This is a genomic window from Streptomyces sp. NPDC053076 (assembly GCF_044546845.1).
Taxonomy (GTDB): Bacteria; Actinomycetota; Actinomycetes; order Streptomycetales; family Streptomycetaceae; genus Streptomyces.
This window is the reverse complement of sequence record NZ_JBITZL010000001.1, coordinates 565,964-583,180: the sequence shown is the minus strand read 5'-3', so window position 1 is coordinate 583,180 and position 17,217 is coordinate 565,964. Positions and strand designations below refer to the sequence as shown.

Below are 17,217 nucleotides of genomic sequence, written 5' to 3'. Positions count from 1 at the left end.
CGGCCCCGGGCGCCCCGCGCGTGTGTCAGCCGCTCACCAGCAGGTCCGTCCAGGCCGCCGCCACACGGTCCAGGGCGTAGGAGTCCCGTACCTGGGCGCGGGCCGCCTCCGCGGCGGACCGCCAGGTCTCCTGGCTCTCACCGAGTGCGGCGATCGCCTCGGCCATCGCCGGCGGCCCGTCGTGGATCCACCGCCGGTCGTAGATCTCGTCCGCGCCGGGCCACGGCAGCAGCGCCGGTACGGCGCCGGAGGCCATGCCCTCGGCCGGGGCGAGGTGGAAGCTCTCGTCGTCGCTGGTGGACAGGACGTGCCCGACACGGCGCAGCCAGCTCGCCACGTCCGCCCCGAAGTCGTCGAAGACGACCGCCCCTTCGAGCAGCGGAGAGGTCTGGACCCGGCGCAGGACCGCCTCGTAGTGCGCGCGCTCCTCCGGCTTGTTCCAGATCCACCAGTACTCCCACGGCGGCTTGGACTTGACCGACAGGTGCCAGCGCCGGTCCCGGGCGCGCAGGGCTTCGAGCACGTCCAGGCCGAGGTCGAGGCGTTTGCGGCTGGGCGCGATGCCGATCATGCCGAGCCGGTACCGGGCGCCGGGCGCCTTGGGCCGGTCGAGCTGCTCGGCGTCCACCCAGTTCGGGACGACCACGACCTTTTCCCGCGGCCAGCCGGTGTGCTCCAGGGTGCGTCGGGCGTAGTACGGGCTGACACAGATGACCCGGTCGACGGCGTCGATGTCGACCTGCCGCGGCCATGCGGCGTCCAGCTCGAACCGGTGCAGCCGGACCACGAGCCGGCTGCCGCGCCGCTTGTGCCTGCTGTACCAGACGGCGGCCGGGCCGCACCACTCGACGACCACCACGTCAGCCCAGTCGGCGAGTTCCCGGCTCGCTGCCGGGTTGTGCCGGGCCAGTGCGGACCAGGCGTCGACGCGTACCTCGAGCCCGGGCAGGGCGCGGAAGTGGTCGAGGAGCCGGGTGAGGAACTTCAGGTCGTGGCCCGCGACGCCGACCCGCAGCGGCCGGGCGCGGTGGGTGACGCCGGCGGGTGCGGGCGGGAAGACCTGGTCCAGGTGGGCGCGCCAGCGGGTGGCGGCGGCCTGGAGGGTGTACCGGCGGGCGGCGTCCCGGCAGCGGGCGGCGGCGAGCCGGCGGGCCTCGGGCTCGCGGGCGGCGTGCGCCACGGCCTCGGCGGCGTCCCCGGGTCCGGCCCGGCCGGGGACGTAGAGGGGGTAGTCGGCGCCCAGCAGCGCCTCGTGCGCGGGCGTGCGGTTGAGCACGACGGGCAGGCCGAGAGCGCCGAACTCCAGGACTTTGGTGGACAGTTCGAGGCTCGCGTCGAGCTGGGGGTCGCGCCAGCCGAGGCCGAGGTCGCAGTCGGCGGCGATACGCATGGCCTCTTCGCGGGGCTGTCCGCCGTGGTGGTGGACGCCGGGGGTGCCGCCGTGCAGGGCCCGGAACATCGCGTCCCGGAACTCCGGATGGGCGGGGTCGTCGTGGATCTTGTCGCCGACGGTGTGGAGCTCGACGGCAACGCCCCGCTCGGCCAGCAGCGACGGCAGCCGGGTCATGGGGAGGGTGTTCCACAGCGGCGCGAACTTGCCGGTGTAGACGAGCCGCAGCGGATCGTGCGGCCGCTCGTGGTCCGGCAGCGGGAAGCCGGGTTCGGGCACGGCGGGCGGGCAGAGTACGCTCCGGCCGCAGGCCGCGGGCACCCATGTCTCCAGGAAGCAGCGCAGCTCCTCCGTCTGGCACAGAAGTCGCCGGGAGGCGGCGGCGATGCGGGCGAGTTCCGTGCGGGCCCGCCCGGTCATCGCGGCGGCGGACTGCGGGATGTCGGTGAGGTAGGCCCAGATCCGCCCGTCGAAGTGACCGTCGGCGACGACCTGGGCGACGAGCCTGCGCCCGCGCAGGACGAGCAGGTCGCAGGGCTCGTCCCGGTCGAGCCGGGTGAGCAGCTGCGATGCCTGCACCGGGGACAGGGGACGGCCGCCCTGCCCCGGGACCAGCCGCTCCTCGGCGGGCCGCACCAGGGTCACCCCGGGCAGCCCGGCCAGCGGATCGGTCAACCGGCCGGTCTCCACCGGGGCCTTGAGCACCAGCCGGGTCTCGCATCCGGCCAGGGCCAGCGCCTGCACGGTCGACTGGGCCCAGACGGCGGAACCGTCGATGAGGTTGAGGTCCACGTCGCCGTAGACCAGTGCCCGTACCACGCGACTCATGACGGCTCCTTCCCGCGCACGGCGAACAGTCGGTGTCCCCGGCCGCACCAGCTCTCGGGCGGCGCGCCGGCGAGGTGCAGGGACCGGCGGACCAGCAGCGGCTGCCGCAGCACCGGTACGAACGTGTAGTCCTCGCCGGCCGCAGCGTGGCCCAGCGCGTCGGCGCCCGAGTACTCCTGGGCGCACATCAGGTCCAGCAGCAGGGTGTCCGGGCGGTCCTCGGTGAGGTCGGTCCAGTCGGCGACCCAGGCCGCGGTGGGCAGCCCGGTGCGGACGGCGACGCCCGCGGCGTCGAGTTCGTCCAGGCCCGCCGGATCGGGGACGATCACCTCGGCGGGGCGGTGTTGCTGGCCCAGCACCTGCGCCGCCAGCCGGGCCACGTCGTGCGGGCCGCGGGGGGCGGCCAGCACGGCGACCCGGCGTTCGTCCAGCGGGTCCGGGGCGCCGACCAGCCGGGCGAGTTCCGCGAGCCGCACCCGGGTGCTGTCCCACTGGAACGCCTCCCGCAGCCGCTCCGTGCCGTCGGCGGCCGGGTCGAACCGGGCCAGCCGTACGCCGGTGTCGGCGTCGAGGACGGCGTCCCAGGCCAGCCGGGCCAGGCCGGGTGCGGCGGACGCCGGGGCGTCCTGCCACAGGACCGCCGCCCGGCCCGACGCCCGGGCTTCGGTGAGGAGTTCGGCCAGCCTCCGGTCCAGGTCCGGGGCCAGACCGGTGCCGGCGAGCGACCAGGGACCGTCCCCGGTGCACGCGCTCAGCTGCACCACGACCGCGTCGGGGTCGGTGCGCCGCACGAGCAGCGCGCCGTCGTGCGGGAGCGGACGGTTCACGACGGCGTCCGCCGCGAAGTCCTCGGCGGTGCGGTCGGTGAGCACACCGGCGATCACGAGCCGGTCGCGGGGTGCGCAGGAGAACGCGCGGTGCACGAGGTGGAGGCGGTCGTCGCCGGCCACGGGCGCGGCCCCGGACGCGGCGGCCCGGGCGGCGCCGGGCGCGGACGTCTTCCCGGTACGGCCCCGCCACAGCCCGTACAGCTCCCGGGGCAGCCCGGCCATCTGGCGCCGCGGCGAGCGGGCCGCCGACACCAGTGCCTTGCCGACCCGGAGCGAGGTCGAGCCCTCCAGCATGGCCACCCGCGCCTGGAGCACCTCGACCCGGCCGCGGGCGCCGCGCAGGGCGGAGGCCAGCTGCTCCTTCTCCCGTACGGCGGCGGCCAGCCGGTCGGCGAGCCCGTCCTCGCGGACGGCGTCCCGGGCGCGTTCGGCCTCCTCGGCGCGGCGCTCCAGATCCAGGTGGCGGGCGCGCAGGGAGCGGGAGACCAGGTCGGCGAGGACGTACTCGTCTGCCATCCGCAGCGCGGTGACGAAGCCGTCCGAGGGCACGGGGCGCCCGAACCAGTCGTGCGGGGGCAGGAGTTCGTCCGCGGTGAGGCGGGTGAACACCGCGCCCGCGCGCAGGTGCACATAGTCGAGCGGGGTGGCGCGCAGCACCTGGCAGCGCTGGGCGACCAGGCCGTCCAGGAGCCGGTGGTAGGGCGGTTCGGGCCCGGAGTGGCCGAACAGGAGCAGACCGCGGCCACCGGGGCGGATGCGTTCCAGCACCGCGAGACAGTCGTCCTCGGTGCCGTGCAGGGCCGGGTCGGGGCCGTACGAGAGGAGCACCAGCTCACCCTCGCCGACCGGGCGTTCGCCGTCGTCGTCGAGCAGGCCGACACCGTCGGGGAGATGGAGGTAGGGGGCGAGGCGCAGGCCGCGGCCGGCCGCGTCCACGACCGTGGTGACGCCGTCCAGGTGCGGGTGGAGCAGATCGGTCAGACGCATCAGCGGATCCTCGTGAAGACGTGGAAGCCGACCTCGATCTCCCGGAAACCGTACGGCCGGAACTCGGTGTGCCGCAGGCCGAGGGGTTCGAGTACGGAGCGGTAGGCGGCCGTCGGCCGGTGCATGATGTAGTCGCCGCGTGCCCGCGGCACGGCCGTGTCCTCGTCGGTGACGATCAGGCGGCCGGTGAGGCGGACCAGGGAGGCCAGGTTGCGCAGGGCCGCCGTCCACTCCGTGTCGTCCAGGAGATGGAAGAGCACGTCGACGCAGAGCACGATGTCGTACGGCCACGGGCTGCGCCACTCGTCGAGCCGGGCCCGGGTGTAGCGGGGGCCGCCGCCGGCGGCGCGGGCCCGGTCGAGTGCCTCCTCGCTGGCGTCGAAGGCGTCCACTCGGTGGCCGCAGCGGGCCAGGGCGCGCGCGAAGTACCCTTTGCCGCAACCGGCGTCGAGCACGAACAGCGGGGCCGCCGAGCTGCTGAGATCGCCGACGACGCCGAGCAGGCCGCCGAGCCGGAGCGCGTAGAAGAGTTCGTTGCCGGCCCGGTCCAGGCCGATGTGGCCGCCGGACGCCAGCTCGTCCTGATCGCGGTGGCGAACGTCCCAGTAGTCGGGGGTGCCGTCGTCGGGAGCGTCGTCCCCGGCGAGGGCGGTGTCGTGGGCGAGGGTGCCGTCAGTCATGGTGCTCCAGCCACTGGGTGACCACGCGGGCGATCCGGATGCCCGCCCTGCCGTCCCACAGCGGCGGTCCCTCCGCGGGCGTGCCCGCCCCGCCGTCGAGTGCCTTGCGCAGGGCGGGGACCAGTTCGTTGTGGGTGACGAGGCGGTTGGTGCCGTGGGTGACGGTGATGGGGCGTTCGGTGGTGGTACGCAGCGTCAGACACGGCACGCCGAGCACGGTGGTCTCCTCCTGCACCCCGCCGGAGTCGGTGATCACGACGACGGCGCCGCGCACCAGGCTCATGAACTCGACGTATCCGAGCGGTTCGAGGAGGTGCACGCCGGGGGCGCCGTCCAGGCCGGCCGCGCGCAGCGCTTCCCGGCCGCGCGGGTGCAGCGGGACGGCGAGGTCCAGGTGGCGGGCCGCCTCGGTGAGCGCGCGGGCGGCGGCGCGGGCGGCCTCGGGGTCGTCGACGTTGGCGGGGCGGTGCAGGGTGACGACGCCGTAGGGGTCGGGCAGTCCGTACGCGGTGCGTGCGGCGGCCGGGTCGAAGAGGTCCAGGTGGGTGAGCAGGGTGTCGATCATCGGGTTGCCGACGAAGTGCACCCGCGCGCAGTCGGCGCCCTCGCGGGCGAGGTGGCCGACGGCTTCCGGGCTGGTGGCGAACAGCAGCGCGGCCAGCTGGTCGACCAGGCGCCGGTTGACCTCCTCCGGCATCGCCATGTCGAAGCTGCGCAGGCCGGCCTCCACGTGGGCGACCGGGATGCCCAGCTTGGCGGCGACCAGGGCCGCGGCGAGCGTGGAGTTGACGTCGCCGTAGACCACGACGAGGGCCGGGGCGCGGGCGGTCAGCTCGGCCTCCAGCGCCACCAGCAGGTCGGCGGTCTGCCGGGCGTGGCTGCCGGAGCCGACGCCGAGGTCGGTGTCCGGGCGGGGCAGTCCCAGCTGGCGGAAGAACACATCCGACATCCGGGCGTCGTAGTGCTGGCCGGTGTGGACCAGGGTCTGGTCGCAGCCGGCCACCCCGAGCGCGGCGACGACCGGTGCCGCCTTGACGAAGTTGGGCCGGGTGCCGACCACGTGGAGTACTCGGCCGTTCATGTCCTCGCCTTCCGTCGGCGGTCGAACAAGGGGCAGCGCACGGGGAGACGAGGGGGTGAGGTCGTTCCTTGTCGGCACCGGCTCCCGGCGACGGCCGAGGCGTTGTGTGCCGGCTCGGCCTACCGTGGCGGCATGTCCCGTCGTATTCCCCGCGCTGTCAGTCTGGCCGTATCCGTGGCCTGGGGCGAGTTGCGGCACGATCCCGCCCGGGCCGCGCTGCTCGCCGTACGGCTGCTGCCCGCGCCCGTGCGGCGCCGGGTGCGGCCGGTGGAGGGGTGGCTGTCCGACCGGGCCCGGGCGGCGGGGCCGGGCGCGACTCCGTCGGCCGTTCGGGTGACCGCGCCCGCCGGGCGGCCGGTGCGGCCGGTACCCGGACGGGTGCTCCATCTGGTGACCAACTCGCTGCCGTTCACCCACGCCGGCTACACCGTGCGCACTCAGAAACTCGCCGAGGCCCAGCGGGCCGCCGGGCTCGATCCGCATGTCGTGACCCGGATCGGGTTCCCGGTGGTGCGGGGGGTGCTGGACGCCGGCCCACTCCAGATCGTGGGCGGTGTGCCGCAGCACCGGCTGCTGCCCGCCCGGCTGCCGTACGGGCAGGGTCCGTTGCTGGCCCGCAATGCCGAGCTGGCGGGGCGGCTGGTGGAGCGGTTGCGGCCGGCCGTGCTGCACGCGGCCACCGACCACGGCAACGGGCGGGTGGCCCTCGCCCTGCGCGAGTCCTACGGACTGCCGGTCGTCTACGAGGTGCGGGGGTTTTTGGAGGAGACCTGGCTGAGCCAGGATCCGGCCCGCGGTCCGCTGGACCCCGTCTACCGGATGCGGCGTGAGCTGGAGACCCACTGCATGCGGGAGGCCGACCTGGTGCTGACGCTGGGTGCCGCGATGAAGGCCGAGATCGTGGCGCGCGGGGTGCCGCGGGAGCGGGTGCTGATCGTGCCGAACGCCGTGGACGAGGCGTTCCTTGCGCCGCCGCCGGACGGGGCGCCGGTGCGCGCCCGCCTGGGCATCGCCCCGTACGAGTACGTGGTGGGCACGGTCGGCAGCCTCACCCCGCACGAGGGGATCGGCACATTGCTCCATGCGGGTGTAGAACTGCGGCGGCGCGGAGTGCCGCTGCGGCTGTTGATCGTCGGGGACGGTCCGGAGCGCGCACGGCTTCAGCGGCTGGCCGCCCGGCTGGGCCTGGACGACGGCACCGCCTTGTTCACCGGTCGCGTCCCGCACACCCAAGTACGGGACTTCTACGCCGTGTTGGACGTGTTCGCGGTGCCGCGCACCGACGAGCGGGTCTGCCGTCTGGTGACCCCCCTCAAGCCGGTCGAAGCGATGGCGAGCGGCCTTCCCGTCACCGCCAGTGACCTCACCGCGATGAGAGAACTGGTCGAACCGGAGGTGAACGGGCGGCTAATTCCGCCCGAGTCACCTCTTGCTTGGGCAGATGAACTCGAAATGGTGCTTTACAGTCATAAGCGGCGACTCGAATGGGGAGCCGCCGCCCGCGCGATGGTCGTGCGGGAACGCACCTGGGACCGGGTCGCCGCGACGACGCACGAGGCGTATCGATCGCTCGGCTGCGTCTGAGACCCAGCGCAACCCCCACCAGTCCAGCCTTGAAGGCCGGGTGAATCCCTCATGCAGGTCGAACGGACCCAACCGCTCGGGGACAGGATTGAACCGCTCGGGGACACAGAAGGGCAGGGCCTGACCAGCGAGGTCGAACTCGCCGTGATCGGCCTCGGATACGTCGGGCTGCCACTGGCCCGGGAGGCGGCCTCGGTCGGCCTGCGCGTCGTGGGCCTGGACCTCGACCCGCACGTCGTCGCAGGTCTCAACTCCGGCCGCTCACACGTCGACGACGTCTCCGACGACGATGTGCGCAGGATGCGGGAGGCCGGTTTCACCGCGTACACCGACGACGCCTGCCTGGAACGCGCCCAGACCGTGGTGATCTGTGTGCCGACCCCGCTGAGCGACGACGGCGGACCCGATCTGGGCGCGGTGATCTCGGCCACCCGCGCGGTGGCCGGCCGGCTGCGGCGCGGCCAGCTCGTGGTGCTGGAGTCGACCACCTACCCGGGCACCACGGAGGAGGTCGTACGGCCCCTGCTGGAGGAGTCCGGGCTGCGGGTGGGCGAGGACGTCGCCCTCGCCTTCTCCCCCGAACGGATCGACCCCGGCAACACCCGGCACGGGCTGCGGGAGACCCCGAAGGTGGTCGGCGGCTGCACCCCGTCCTGCGCGGTGCGCGCGGTGACCTTCTACGGCAAGTTCGTGAACATGGTCGTCCAGGCGAAGGGCACCCGCGAGGCCGAGATGGCCAAGCTGCTGGAGAACACCTACCGGCATGTGAACATCGCGCTGGTCAACGAACTGGCCATCATCAGCCGTGAGTTGCACGTGGACGTGTGGGACGCGATCCGCTGCGCCGGCACGAAGCCCTTCGGCTTCCAAGCCTTCCGCCCGAGCCCCGGCGTGGGCGGGCACTGCATCCCCATCGACCCCAACTACCTTTCGTACAAGGTGCGTTCCTCACTCGGCTACGAGTTCCGGTTCGTCGAACTGGCCCAGGAGATCAACCGCCGGATGCCGGAGTACGTGGTGCGGCGCGCCCAGGACCTGCTCAACACCGCGGGCCGTCCGCTGCACGGCTCCCGGGTGCTGCTGCTCGGGGTCACCTACAAGCCGGACGTCGCGGATCTGCGCGAGACCCCGGCGGAGCCGGTGGCCAGGCTGCTGCGGGAGCGGCAGGCCGAGGTGGCCTTCCACGATCCGCACGTGGAGCGGTGGTCGGTCGACGGGGTGGCGGTCCCCCGCGTCGGTGACCTGACGGCCGCGCTGCGCGAGTACGACCTGACGATCCTGCTCCAGGACCACTCCGCCTACGACCTGCCGACCCTCGCGGACACCGCAGGGCTGCTGTTCGACACCCGCGGGCGGATCTTCAAGCCCGGCGTCGAGGTCCTGTAGGCCCCCTCGCTCCGGCAACAGTCGCTGTTCCGCGCGGAGTTGAAAGGCGCTGCCATGCGGATACTCGTCGTCACCGTCGTCCACCACCCCGAGGACGCCCGCATACTGCACCGGCAGATCGCCGCACTGCGGGAGCGCGGTCACCAGGTGGTGTATGCGGCCCCGTTCGCGGCCCAGAACGCCGCTCCCCGGCCGTACGTCGAGGGTGTGGACCTGCCCCGCGCGGTCGGCCGGGACCGGGGCGCGGCGCTGCGCGCGGCCCGGACGCTGCTGGCCGAGCGCGGCCCGACGGCGGACGTGGTCCTGCTGCACGACCCGGAACTGCTGCTGGCGCTGCCCGGCACGCTGCGCCGGCTGCGCCGGGCCGGCCCGGCGCCGGTGACCGTGTGGGACGTCCACGAGGACACGGCGGCGGCGCTGGTCATGAAGTCCTGGGTACCGCGGTTGCTGCGACCGCCGCTGCGCACGGCGGTGCGGGCGGCGGAACGGCTGGCCGAGCGCCGGCTGCGGCTGCTGCTCGCCGAGCACGCCTACCAGGACCGCTTCCGCCTGAACCACCCCGTCGTCCCCAACCTGGCCAGCCCGCCCGCCGATCCGCCCCCGCCGCCTGGTGACGACCGGGTCGTCTACCTGGGCCAGCTGTCCCGGGCGCGCGGCGCGCTCGACCTGATCGTCATGGCGCGGCTGCTGGCCCCCGCCGTCCGGGTGGAGGCGATCGGCGCGGCGGATCCCGACGTTCGGGACGCCCTCGTGACGGCCGACCGGGACGGGGTGCTGCGCTGGCACGGCTTCCTGCCCAACGACCGCGCGCTCGCCCGGCTCTCCGGCGCCCTGGCCGGTGTGTCCCTCCTCCACGATCAGCCCAACTACCGGCACTCGCGGCCCACCAAGGTGGTGGAGTACATGGCCCACGGCGTTCCCGTCGTCACCACGCCCACCCCGCTGGCCGCGAAGCTGGTCGAACGGTACGGATGCGGTCTCGTGGTGCCGTACGACGATCCGCCGGCGGCGGCGGACGCGGTACGGCGGCTGGCCGGCGACACCGAACTACGCCTGGACACCGCCCGGCTGGGACGGGAGGCGGCCATGTCGGAACTCAACTGGCGGCACTGGGCGGCCGACTTCGTGGACCAGCTGGAGGCGTGGGTCAAGGAGGAGACGGCCGGCGCCGCGGTCACGACCGGGGCCGCGATGACGTTCGGCACGGCAGGTCCGGGGTGATGCTGCCTCAAGGGCGTACGGCGGCGTCGAGCAGGGGGCCGAGTTCCCGCACGACCGTGCCGAGGGGCCGTACGTCCCGCTCGGCCCGGGCCATCAGGATCGCGCCCTCCAAGGTGCTGATCATCAGGGTGGCCAGCGACTCGGCCCGTGCGGCGGGCACTCCCATGCCCGTCAGGGCCTCGGCGAGCGGGGTCCGCCAGGTCGCGAAGGCGGCTGCCGCCGCCTGCCGGGTCGAGTCGCCGGAGGAGGCGCAGTCGACCGTGGCGGCGGCGACCGGGCACCCGGCGGCGAAGCCGTCGGCCGCGTACTCGTCGGTCCACTGCGCGGCCATGGCCGCGAACAGGCCGCTCGGCGTCGGTTTTTCGAGGCCCGCGAGGAAGCGGGCGATGCGCCGGCCCGCGTACCGGCCGGCCCACTCGACCGCCTCGTTGACCAGTTGCTCCTTGCCGCCCGGGAAGTAGTGCTGAAGGGAGCCGCGCGGCGCGTCCGCGTGCGCGGCGACCTCGCGCATGCCGGTCGCGGTGACTCCGTCCCGCCGGATGAGCTGGGCCGCGCTGAAGACCATCCGCTCCCTGGGTCCGCGCCGCGCCTGCGTCATCGTCGGCCTCCGTTCCTCGCCCCCACCCTATGACCACCGTCATAACCGGCGCTACTATGACCACTGTCATAGTCGGCTCGTGGGGCGAAGGGCGGCCCGCCGTGCACGTCGGATTCATCGGTCTCGGAGTGATGGGCCGGCCCATGGCCCTGCGCCTGGCGTCCGCGGGCACCCCCCTGCTGGTCTGGAACCGCACCCCGGAACGCGCGGAACCGCTGCGCGCGGCCGGGGCCGACGTGGCGGCGGACGCCGGCGAGGTGTTCGCGCGGGCGGAGGTCGTGCTGCTGATGCTCGCCGACGAGGCCGCCGTGGACGCGGTCCTCGGGCGGGGCACGCCGGAGCTGGCCGCGCGGGTCGCGGACCGGACGATCGTGCACATGGGCACGACCTCCCCGGAGTACTCCCGCGCCCTCCAGGCCGACATCCGGGCCGCCGGAGGCCGGTACGTCGAGGCGCCCGTCTCCGGGTCCCGGGTGCCGGCGGAGCAGGGCCGGCTGGTCGCCATGCTCGCCGGCGAGGAGGCCGCCGTGGCCACCGTACGGCCGCTGCTGGCGCCGATGTGCCGGGAGACGTTCCTGTGCGGGCCGGCGCCCGGGGCGCTGCTGATGAAGCTGTCGGTGAACCTCTTCCTGATCACCCAGGTGACCGGGCTGGCCGAGGCGTTCCACTTCGCCGAGCGGCAGGGCCTGGACCGGCGGCTGTTCCTGGACGTGCTGGACGCCGGCCCGATGGCCAGCGGGGTGTCCCGGATGAAGGCGCCCAAGCTGCGCGAGCGGGACTTCGCGGTGCAGGCCGCGGCGCTGGACGTACTGAAGAACAACCGGCTGATCGCCGAGGCCGCCCGCAAGGCCCGGCTCGCCTCACCGCTCCTCGACGTGTGTCACACCCTGTTCGAGGAGACGGTGGCGCAGGGGTACGGCGGTGAGGACATGGTCGCCGTACTGCGGGCGATCGAGACGCGGACCTCCGAGGCGCCGTAGGACAAATGCCGGACCGGGTCCCACCACGCCGTACGGGGGGGTGCCGGACCAAGTCCCACCACGCCGTACGGGGGGTGCCGGGCAGGATCCCACCACGCCGTACGGGGGGGGCGCCGGGCAGGATCCCACCTGGGCGCCGTACAGGGGATGCCGCCGAGGCGTCGGGGGCCCGGGGGCCGCCCGACGCGTCGTGGGCCGGAGGCCGTCGAGGTGTCGTGGACGGGGCCCGTCGGGGTGTCGTGGACGGGGGGCCCGCCGGTGGTCAGCTCTTCGGGACGCCGTAGGTCCGCTCGACGCGCAGCCGCAGCACCAGGCGGCGGTCGCGGACCATGGCGGCCCGGTAGTCGTCCCAGTCCGGGTGTTCACCGAGGACGTCGCGGTAGAGCCGGATCAGCTCCTCGACGGTCTCGTCGTGCGGATCGGCGGCGACCGGGGTCAGCTCGGCGGTGCCCTCGGCGACGGTGTACGCCCAGCGGTCGGCGCTCGTCACGTGATACGAGGCGCGCGGGTCCCGGCGGAGGTTGCGGGTCTTGGCGCGGTCGTCGGTGACCGAGATCCGGATGGTCCGCTCGTCGGGGTAGTAGGCGTGGCTGACGTTGGACAGCTGGGGGCGGCCGTCGCGCCGGAGGGTGACCAGTACGCCGCCGTGGCCTTCGGAGAGCAGAGCGAGCAGCGCGTCCTGCGTGGAGTCCTGAGTCATATCCCGGTCAACTCGCTCGGGCGCCCGGCGCATTCCCGCGCCGGCCACCGCCAGTAGACAGTGTCTACGGACGGGTGGTAGACACTGCCCATGAACGAGTCCGACACCAGCCTGCGCGACCGTCTCGTCGACGCCGGTGTGGAGCTGCTGGCCGCCGAGGGCCCCCAGGCGCTGACCCTGCGGGAGATCGCCCGGCGGACGGGCGTCTCGCACGGGGCGCCGCGCCGCCACTTCCCCACCCACCTGGAACTGCTGTCCGCCATCGCCCGGCGCGGGTTCGCCGATCTGGCCGGGCGGGCGCACTCCGCGCTGGAGCGGGAGACCGGCGGTCCCCGCGCCCAGGTGGCCGCGCTGGCACGGACGTACCTGGAGTTCGCGCTGGACCGGCCCGGCATGTACGAGCTGATGTTCCGTCATGACCTGCTGGAGAGCGGTCGGCTGGGGCTGCGGGACGCCAGCCTTCCGCTGTTCTCGCTGCTCGCGGGCCTGATCGGCGCCGCTGACCTGGGCGTCGACGCCCGGCGGGTGGCGGGTGCCCTGTGGGCCAACCTGCACGGCATGGCCCAGCTGTGGCACTGGCGGAGCCTCCAACTCGCCACCGGTGAAGCGGAGTTCACTGCGCTGCTCGACACGGTCCTGGCCGCGCACCTGGGCCCCGAGGGTGGCCGGTGAACCGGAACTGGACGGCGGCGAGCAGCGTGGCGGGCGCGGTCCACCCGGGCCTGGGAGGGCGGCCGGTGAACCGGGCCTGGACGCTGGCGAGCAGCGTGGCGGGCGCGGTCGTCGTCGCCCTGGACGGAACGGTCCTCACGGTCGCGCAGCCCAGCCTGCAAAGGGAGTTGCACGCTTCCTTCGCCGAGGTGCAGTGGACCAGTACCGCCTATCTCGTCGCTGTGGCGAGTCTGCTGGTGTTCGCGGGGCGACTCGGTGACCGGTACGGACAGCGGCGGGTGTTCGGGCTCGGCATGCTCGGCTTCGGCGCCGCCTCGGCGGGACTCGCCCTCGCACCCGGCGTCGGATGGGTGATCGGACTGCGCGCGGTGCAGGGCGTGTTCGGGGCGCTGCTCCAGCCGGCCACCCTGGGCATGCTGCGGGCCGCCTATCCGCCGGACCGGCTCGCGTCGCCCCTGGCCGTGCGCACCGGCGCGATCGGGCTGGCGGCGGCAGCGGGCCCGCTGCTGGGCGGGGCGCTGGTGGCCGGCCTGGGCTGGCGGGCGGTGTTCCTCGTCAACGTGCCGCCCGCGCTCGCCTTCGGCCTGCCGGCCCTGCTGCGGCCCGACCGGCGCCACGGGACCGACCGGAGCCCTGGGACCGACCGGAGCCCCGAGACCGCTCGGAGCCCCGGGACCGACCGGAGCCCGCTGGACCTGCCCGGGGCCGTGCTCCTCGCCGTCGCGTCGGCCTGTCTGGTGTACGCGCTGACGGCCCGGCCCGTCTCCGGCACGGGCCTCACCGTCGCCGTGCTCACGGCAGCCCTCCTCGTCCGGCACGAGCGGCGGACGGCGCACCCGCTGCTGCCGCCCGGGGTGGTCGCCTCCCCCGAGGTCGCGGCGGCGCTCGGCATCCTGGTCGCCGTCTCCGCCTCCCTGTTCGGCACCCTGTTCGTCGCCACCTACCTCCTCCAGGGCCACCTCGGTCTCGACCCGTTCGACAGCGCCCTGCGCAGCCTGCCGCTCGCGGTGCTGATGGTGCTGTCGGCGGCGCTGTGCCCCACGCTGCTGCGCCGGTGCGGTGCGCGCCGTACGACGGCGGGGGCGACGGCGGCGCTCACGCTCGGCGTGCTCCTGCTGTCGCGGACCACCTCCCTGCCCGGGCTCACCTGCGGGTTCGCGCTGCTCGGAGCCGGTTTCGGCACGGTGATGGTGGCGGCCACCCAGGTGATCGTGCGGCGGGCCGAGGTGACGGCGGCCGGGGTCGCCGGCGGCTTGCAGCAGACCGCGCTGAACATCGGGCCCGCGGTGGGCGTGGCCGGGGCGACCATGCTGCTCGGCGCGGGGACCGGGCCCGCGCTGCTCGCCCTGGCGGCCGTGGCCGCGCTCGCCCTGCCCGCGGCACGCGCTCTGCCCGGACCGGCCGCCGTCGCGTCGAGCGCGCACATCCCGGACGAGCCGGTCGCGGCCGGTGGACCTGAGCGACGATGAGAGGCGGACGCGGCCCGGCGGGAAGCCGGGAGGACCGCGGACGACGCGACCGGAGGAGAGCCATGGCACAGCTGCGACAGGACGTCGAGGCGGCGGAGGCGGGGCTGGACGTCGAGGCGCTGGGCCGGTTGGACCGGCACTTCGCCCGGCACGTCGACGAGGGGCGCCTGCCCGGCTGCCTGGTGGCGGTGGCCCGCGGCGGCCGGGTCGCCCATCTGACCACCTACGGGCTGCGGGACGTCGCGGCCGGACTGCCGGTCGAGCCGGACACGCTGTGGCGGATCTACTCGATGACCAAGCCGGTCACCGCGGTGGCGGTGCTGCTGCTGGTGCAGGAGGGCCGGCTGTCCCTGGACGACCCGCTCGACCTGCATCTGCCCGCGTTCGCGGGCCCGCGCGTGTACGAAGGCGGTTCGGGCGGCGACGTGCGCACCCGCCCGGCCGCCGGCCCGATCCTGGTCCGGCATCTGCTCACCCACACCGCGGGCCTGACCTTCGGCTTCTACCACCGCCACCCCGTGGACGCCCTCTACCGCGAGGCGGGCCTGGAGTACTCGGTGCCGCCGGGCAAGGACCTCGCCGAGACCGTGGACCTGTACGCACGGATGCCGCTCCAGTTCGACCCGGGCACCCAGTGGAACTACTCGGTCGCCTCCAACGTGCTCGGCCGGCTGATCGAGGTGGTCTCCGGACAGCCGCTGGACGCGTTCTTCGCCGAGCGGATCCTGGGCCCGCTCGGCATGACCGACACCGGCTTCCACCTCGCGCCCGGACAGGAAGGCAGGCTGGCCGAGCTGTACGGCGAGACGGACGAGGGCGGGATCGAGCCGGTGCCCGGGCTGCCGGTGCGGGGCCGGCCGCGGTTCCTGTCCGGCAGCGGCGGCCTGGTCTCCTCCGCCCATGACTTCCACCGCTTCATGGAACTGCTGCGCCGGGGCGGTGAGCTGGACGGCGTACGGCTGCTGACCCCCCGGACCCTCGCCCTGATGACCCGCAACCAGTTGCCCGGCGGTGCCACCATCCGGTCCTTCGGCGCGCCGGTCCACCAGGAACCGGCCATGGACGGCCTCGGTTTCGGCTTCAACGTCTCCGTCGTCACCGACCCCGCCCGCACCCTGGCACCGTCCCACGCCGGCACCTACGGCTGGACCGGCGTGGCCACCACGGCCTTCTGGGTCGACCCGGCCCACGATCTGACCGTGCAGTTCATGACCCAGGTACGCCCGAAGAGGCTGAAGGTCTTCCCCGAGCTGCGGCGGCTGGTGCACGCGGCCCTGACGGACTGACCCCCGAGCCCGCTGCTCACGGGCTGGTTCAGGAGCCGTGGGCGACGGCGTCCAGATGCGGCAGATGGTGGTCCATCCGCTCCCGCTTGGTCCGCAGATACGTGATGTTGCTCTCGCACGGCTCGATCAGCAGCGGCACCTGCTCGGCGACCTGGACGCCGTGCCGGACCAGGGCCTCCCGCTTGCGCGGGTTGTTGGACATCAGCCGCACCGAGCCCACCCCCAGGTCGCGCAGGATCTCGGCGGCGACGCGGTAGTCACGGGCGTCGACCGGCAGGCCCAGCGCGAGGTTCGCCTCGACCGTGTCCAGGCCCTCCGCCTGCAGGGCCATCGCGCGCAGCTTGGCGAGCAGTCCGATGCCGCGGCCCTCGTGTCCCCGCAAGTAGACGACGATGCCACTCCCTTGGGCCACCACCGCGCGCATGGCCGCCTCCAGCTGGTCGCCGCACTCGCAGTGCCGGGAGCCGAACGCGTCCCCGGTCAGGCACTCCGAGTGCAGTCGGACGAGCACGTTCTCGGTACCGATCTCGCCGTACACCAGGGCCACTTGCTCGTCACCGCGGTCGTGGTCCAGGTAACCGATGGCCCTGAAGTCCCCGTACACGGTGGGCAGCGGTGTATTCACGACGCGTTCCGCGCCCGAACGCCGCGAGGACTTCTTGCCGAGTACGCCGATGTTGACGCCGGTGTTTTCTGTCATGATCTGCTTCCTAAACAGAGACGAAAGGCCGTGAAAAAGATGAGTGGTTCGGGCGCGCGGGTGGCGGCACACGGAGTGGCGAACGGCGTGGTGCCGACGGACACCACAGAAGACGTACGGACGCGGGGGGCGGGCGTTTCAGCACAGGTCGCCGTCCTTCCCGTCGGCAGCTTCGAGCAGCACGGTCCGTTCCTTCCGCTGGCGACCGACACGCTGGTCGCCTGCGCCGTGGCACGGGAGATCGCCGCCGCGTACCCGGTGCACCTCCTTCCTCCGGTGACGCTCTCCTGCTCCCACGAGCACGCCGCCTGGCCGGGGACCGTCAGCATCTCCGCCGTGACCCTCCACGCGGTGGTCTCGGACATCGCGGCGTCGCTGCGTCGCTCGGGCGTCGACGCGCTGGTCGTGGTCAACGGGCACGGCGGCAACTACGTTCTGGGCAACGTCGTCCAGGAGGCGTCCGCGCGCGGCGAGCGGATGGCTCTGTTCCCGGCCGCTGAGGACTGGGAGACGGCGCGGGAGCGGGCCGGGGTGGTCACCTCGCTGCTCACCGACATGCACGCGGGAGAAATCGAGACCTCGATTCTGCTGCACGCTCACCCCGAATTCGTCCGCCCTGGTCACGAGTCCGCCGATTTCACCGCCGACGACCGCCGGCACCTGCTCACCGTGGGAATGTCCGCCTATACCGAATCGGGCGTCATCGGCCGTCCTTCCCTGGGTTCGGCGGAAAAGGGAAAGGAATTGCTGGCAAGCCTGGCGGAATCCTTCGAGCCGTATTTCGCGCTGCTCACCGCGGGGACGGACGGGGAGTGACCCGAAGTG

Annotated in this window: 15 protein-coding genes; 8 read left to right on the top strand and 7 right to left on the bottom strand. The window is 73.9% G+C overall.

From position 1 onward, the window contains the following. Positions 1 to 25 precede the first annotated feature (25 nt). The 4 genes from ACIGYR_RS02510 to wecB are packed head-to-tail and all read right to left on the bottom strand — an operon-like array spanning position 26 to position 5,796. Positions 26 to 2,218 carry a glycosyltransferase gene (locus tag ACIGYR_RS02510; RefSeq protein WP_399604246.1) on the bottom strand — a complete coding sequence of 731 codons (2,193 nt, stop codon included), beginning with the start codon at positions 2,216 to 2,218 and terminating at the stop codon, positions 26 to 28. Continuing rightward, a complete protein-coding gene (locus ACIGYR_RS02505; RefSeq protein WP_399604248.1) occupies positions 2,215 to 4,035 on the bottom strand; it encodes a hypothetical protein in 1,821 nt (606 codons plus the stop codon). Before ACIGYR_RS02505 ends, ACIGYR_RS02510 begins: the two co-directional genes overlap by 4 nt. Continuing rightward, a complete protein-coding gene (locus ACIGYR_RS02500; RefSeq protein ID WP_391841908.1) occupies positions 4,035 to 4,715 on the bottom strand; it encodes a class I SAM-dependent methyltransferase in 681 nt (226 codons plus the stop codon). The genes ACIGYR_RS02505 and ACIGYR_RS02500 overlap by 1 nt, the downstream gene beginning before the upstream one ends. Further along, a complete protein-coding gene (gene wecB, locus ACIGYR_RS02495) occupies positions 4,708 to 5,796 on the bottom strand; it encodes a non-hydrolyzing UDP-N-acetylglucosamine 2-epimerase (protein ID WP_399604252.1) in 1,089 nt (362 codons plus the stop codon). The genes ACIGYR_RS02500 and wecB overlap by 8 nt, the downstream gene beginning before the upstream one ends. Before the next feature lie 132 nt (positions 5,797 to 5,928). On the opposite strand from wecB, the gene ACIGYR_RS02490 reads away from it, so the two are divergent. From ACIGYR_RS02490 to ACIGYR_RS02480, 3 genes are read left to right on the top strand one after another with little or no spacing between them, the layout of a single operon-like run. After that, positions 5,929 to 7,380, top strand: a complete 1,452-nt coding sequence (locus ACIGYR_RS02490) for a glycosyltransferase (RefSeq protein WP_399604254.1) — start codon at positions 5,929 to 5,931, stop codon at positions 7,378 to 7,380. Positions 7,381 to 7,431: 51 nt separating this feature from the next. After that, complete coding sequence (locus tag ACIGYR_RS02485; RefSeq protein ID WP_399604256.1) at positions 7,432 to 8,766, top strand: nucleotide sugar dehydrogenase; 1,335 nt, start codon at positions 7,432 to 7,434, stop codon at positions 8,764 to 8,766. 54 nt (positions 8,767 to 8,820) lie between these two features. Further along, a complete protein-coding gene (locus ACIGYR_RS02480; RefSeq protein WP_399604259.1) occupies positions 8,821 to 9,987 on the top strand; it encodes a glycosyltransferase in 1,167 nt (388 codons plus the stop codon). A 7-nt stretch (positions 9,988 to 9,994) separates the two neighbouring features. Here ACIGYR_RS02480 and ACIGYR_RS02475 read toward each other — a convergent pair whose 3' ends face one another. Beyond that, the gene (locus tag ACIGYR_RS02475; RefSeq protein ID WP_391841899.1) at positions 9,995 to 10,585 is read right to left on the bottom strand and encodes a TetR/AcrR family transcriptional regulator; all 591 of its coding nucleotides are present in this window, start codon (positions 10,583 to 10,585) and stop codon (positions 9,995 to 9,997) included. A 101-nt stretch (positions 10,586 to 10,686) separates the two neighbouring features. Between ACIGYR_RS02475 and ACIGYR_RS02470 the strand changes: the two genes are divergently transcribed. Continuing rightward, positions 10,687 to 11,565 carry an NAD(P)-dependent oxidoreductase gene (locus ACIGYR_RS02470; protein WP_399604760.1) on the top strand — a complete coding sequence of 293 codons (879 nt, stop codon included), beginning with the start codon at positions 10,687 to 10,689 and terminating at the stop codon, positions 11,563 to 11,565. A gap of 262 nt (positions 11,566 to 11,827) precedes the next feature. Here ACIGYR_RS02470 and ACIGYR_RS02465 read toward each other — a convergent pair whose 3' ends face one another. Beyond that, the gene (locus ACIGYR_RS02465) at positions 11,828 to 12,265 is read right to left on the bottom strand and encodes a PPOX class F420-dependent oxidoreductase (RefSeq protein WP_399604262.1); all 438 of its coding nucleotides are present in this window, start codon (positions 12,263 to 12,265) and stop codon (positions 11,828 to 11,830) included. A gap of 90 nt (positions 12,266 to 12,355) precedes the next feature. Here ACIGYR_RS02465 and ACIGYR_RS02460 point away from each other — a divergent pair, with 90 nt between their 5' ends. The 3 genes from ACIGYR_RS02460 to ACIGYR_RS02450 all read left to right on the top strand — a co-directional run bounded on the left by ACIGYR_RS02460 (position 12,356) and on the right by ACIGYR_RS02450 (position 15,692). Then, positions 12,356 to 12,937 carry a TetR/AcrR family transcriptional regulator gene (locus ACIGYR_RS02460; RefSeq protein WP_399604264.1) on the top strand — a complete coding sequence of 194 codons (582 nt, stop codon included), beginning with the start codon at positions 12,356 to 12,358 and terminating at the stop codon, positions 12,935 to 12,937. A gap of 65 nt (positions 12,938 to 13,002) precedes the next feature. Continuing rightward, positions 13,003 to 14,406 carry an MFS transporter gene (locus ACIGYR_RS02455; RefSeq protein ID WP_399604762.1) on the top strand — a complete coding sequence of 468 codons (1,404 nt, stop codon included), beginning with the start codon at positions 13,003 to 13,005 and terminating at the stop codon, positions 14,404 to 14,406. A 62-nt stretch (positions 14,407 to 14,468) separates the two neighbouring features. Continuing rightward, positions 14,469 to 15,692 (top strand): serine hydrolase domain-containing protein, encoded by a 1,224-nt coding sequence (locus ACIGYR_RS02450; RefSeq protein WP_399604266.1) that lies wholly within the window; start codon positions 14,469 to 14,471, stop codon positions 15,690 to 15,692. A gap of 28 nt (positions 15,693 to 15,720) precedes the next feature. Here the strand turns inward: ACIGYR_RS02450 and ribA are convergent, their stop codons facing one another. Beyond that, entirely contained in the window at positions 15,721 to 16,392 is a 672-nt protein-coding gene (gene ribA / locus ACIGYR_RS02445; RefSeq protein ID WP_391841893.1) for a GTP cyclohydrolase II, read from the bottom strand. A 39-nt stretch (positions 16,393 to 16,431) separates the two neighbouring features. On the opposite strand from ribA, the gene ACIGYR_RS02440 reads away from it, so the two are divergent. Next, positions 16,432 to 17,208: a creatininase family protein gene (locus ACIGYR_RS02440; RefSeq protein ID WP_399604271.1), complete on the top strand. Its 777-nt coding sequence runs from the start codon at positions 16,432 to 16,434 to the stop codon at positions 17,206 to 17,208. Positions 17,209 to 17,217: the final 9 nt, after the last annotated feature.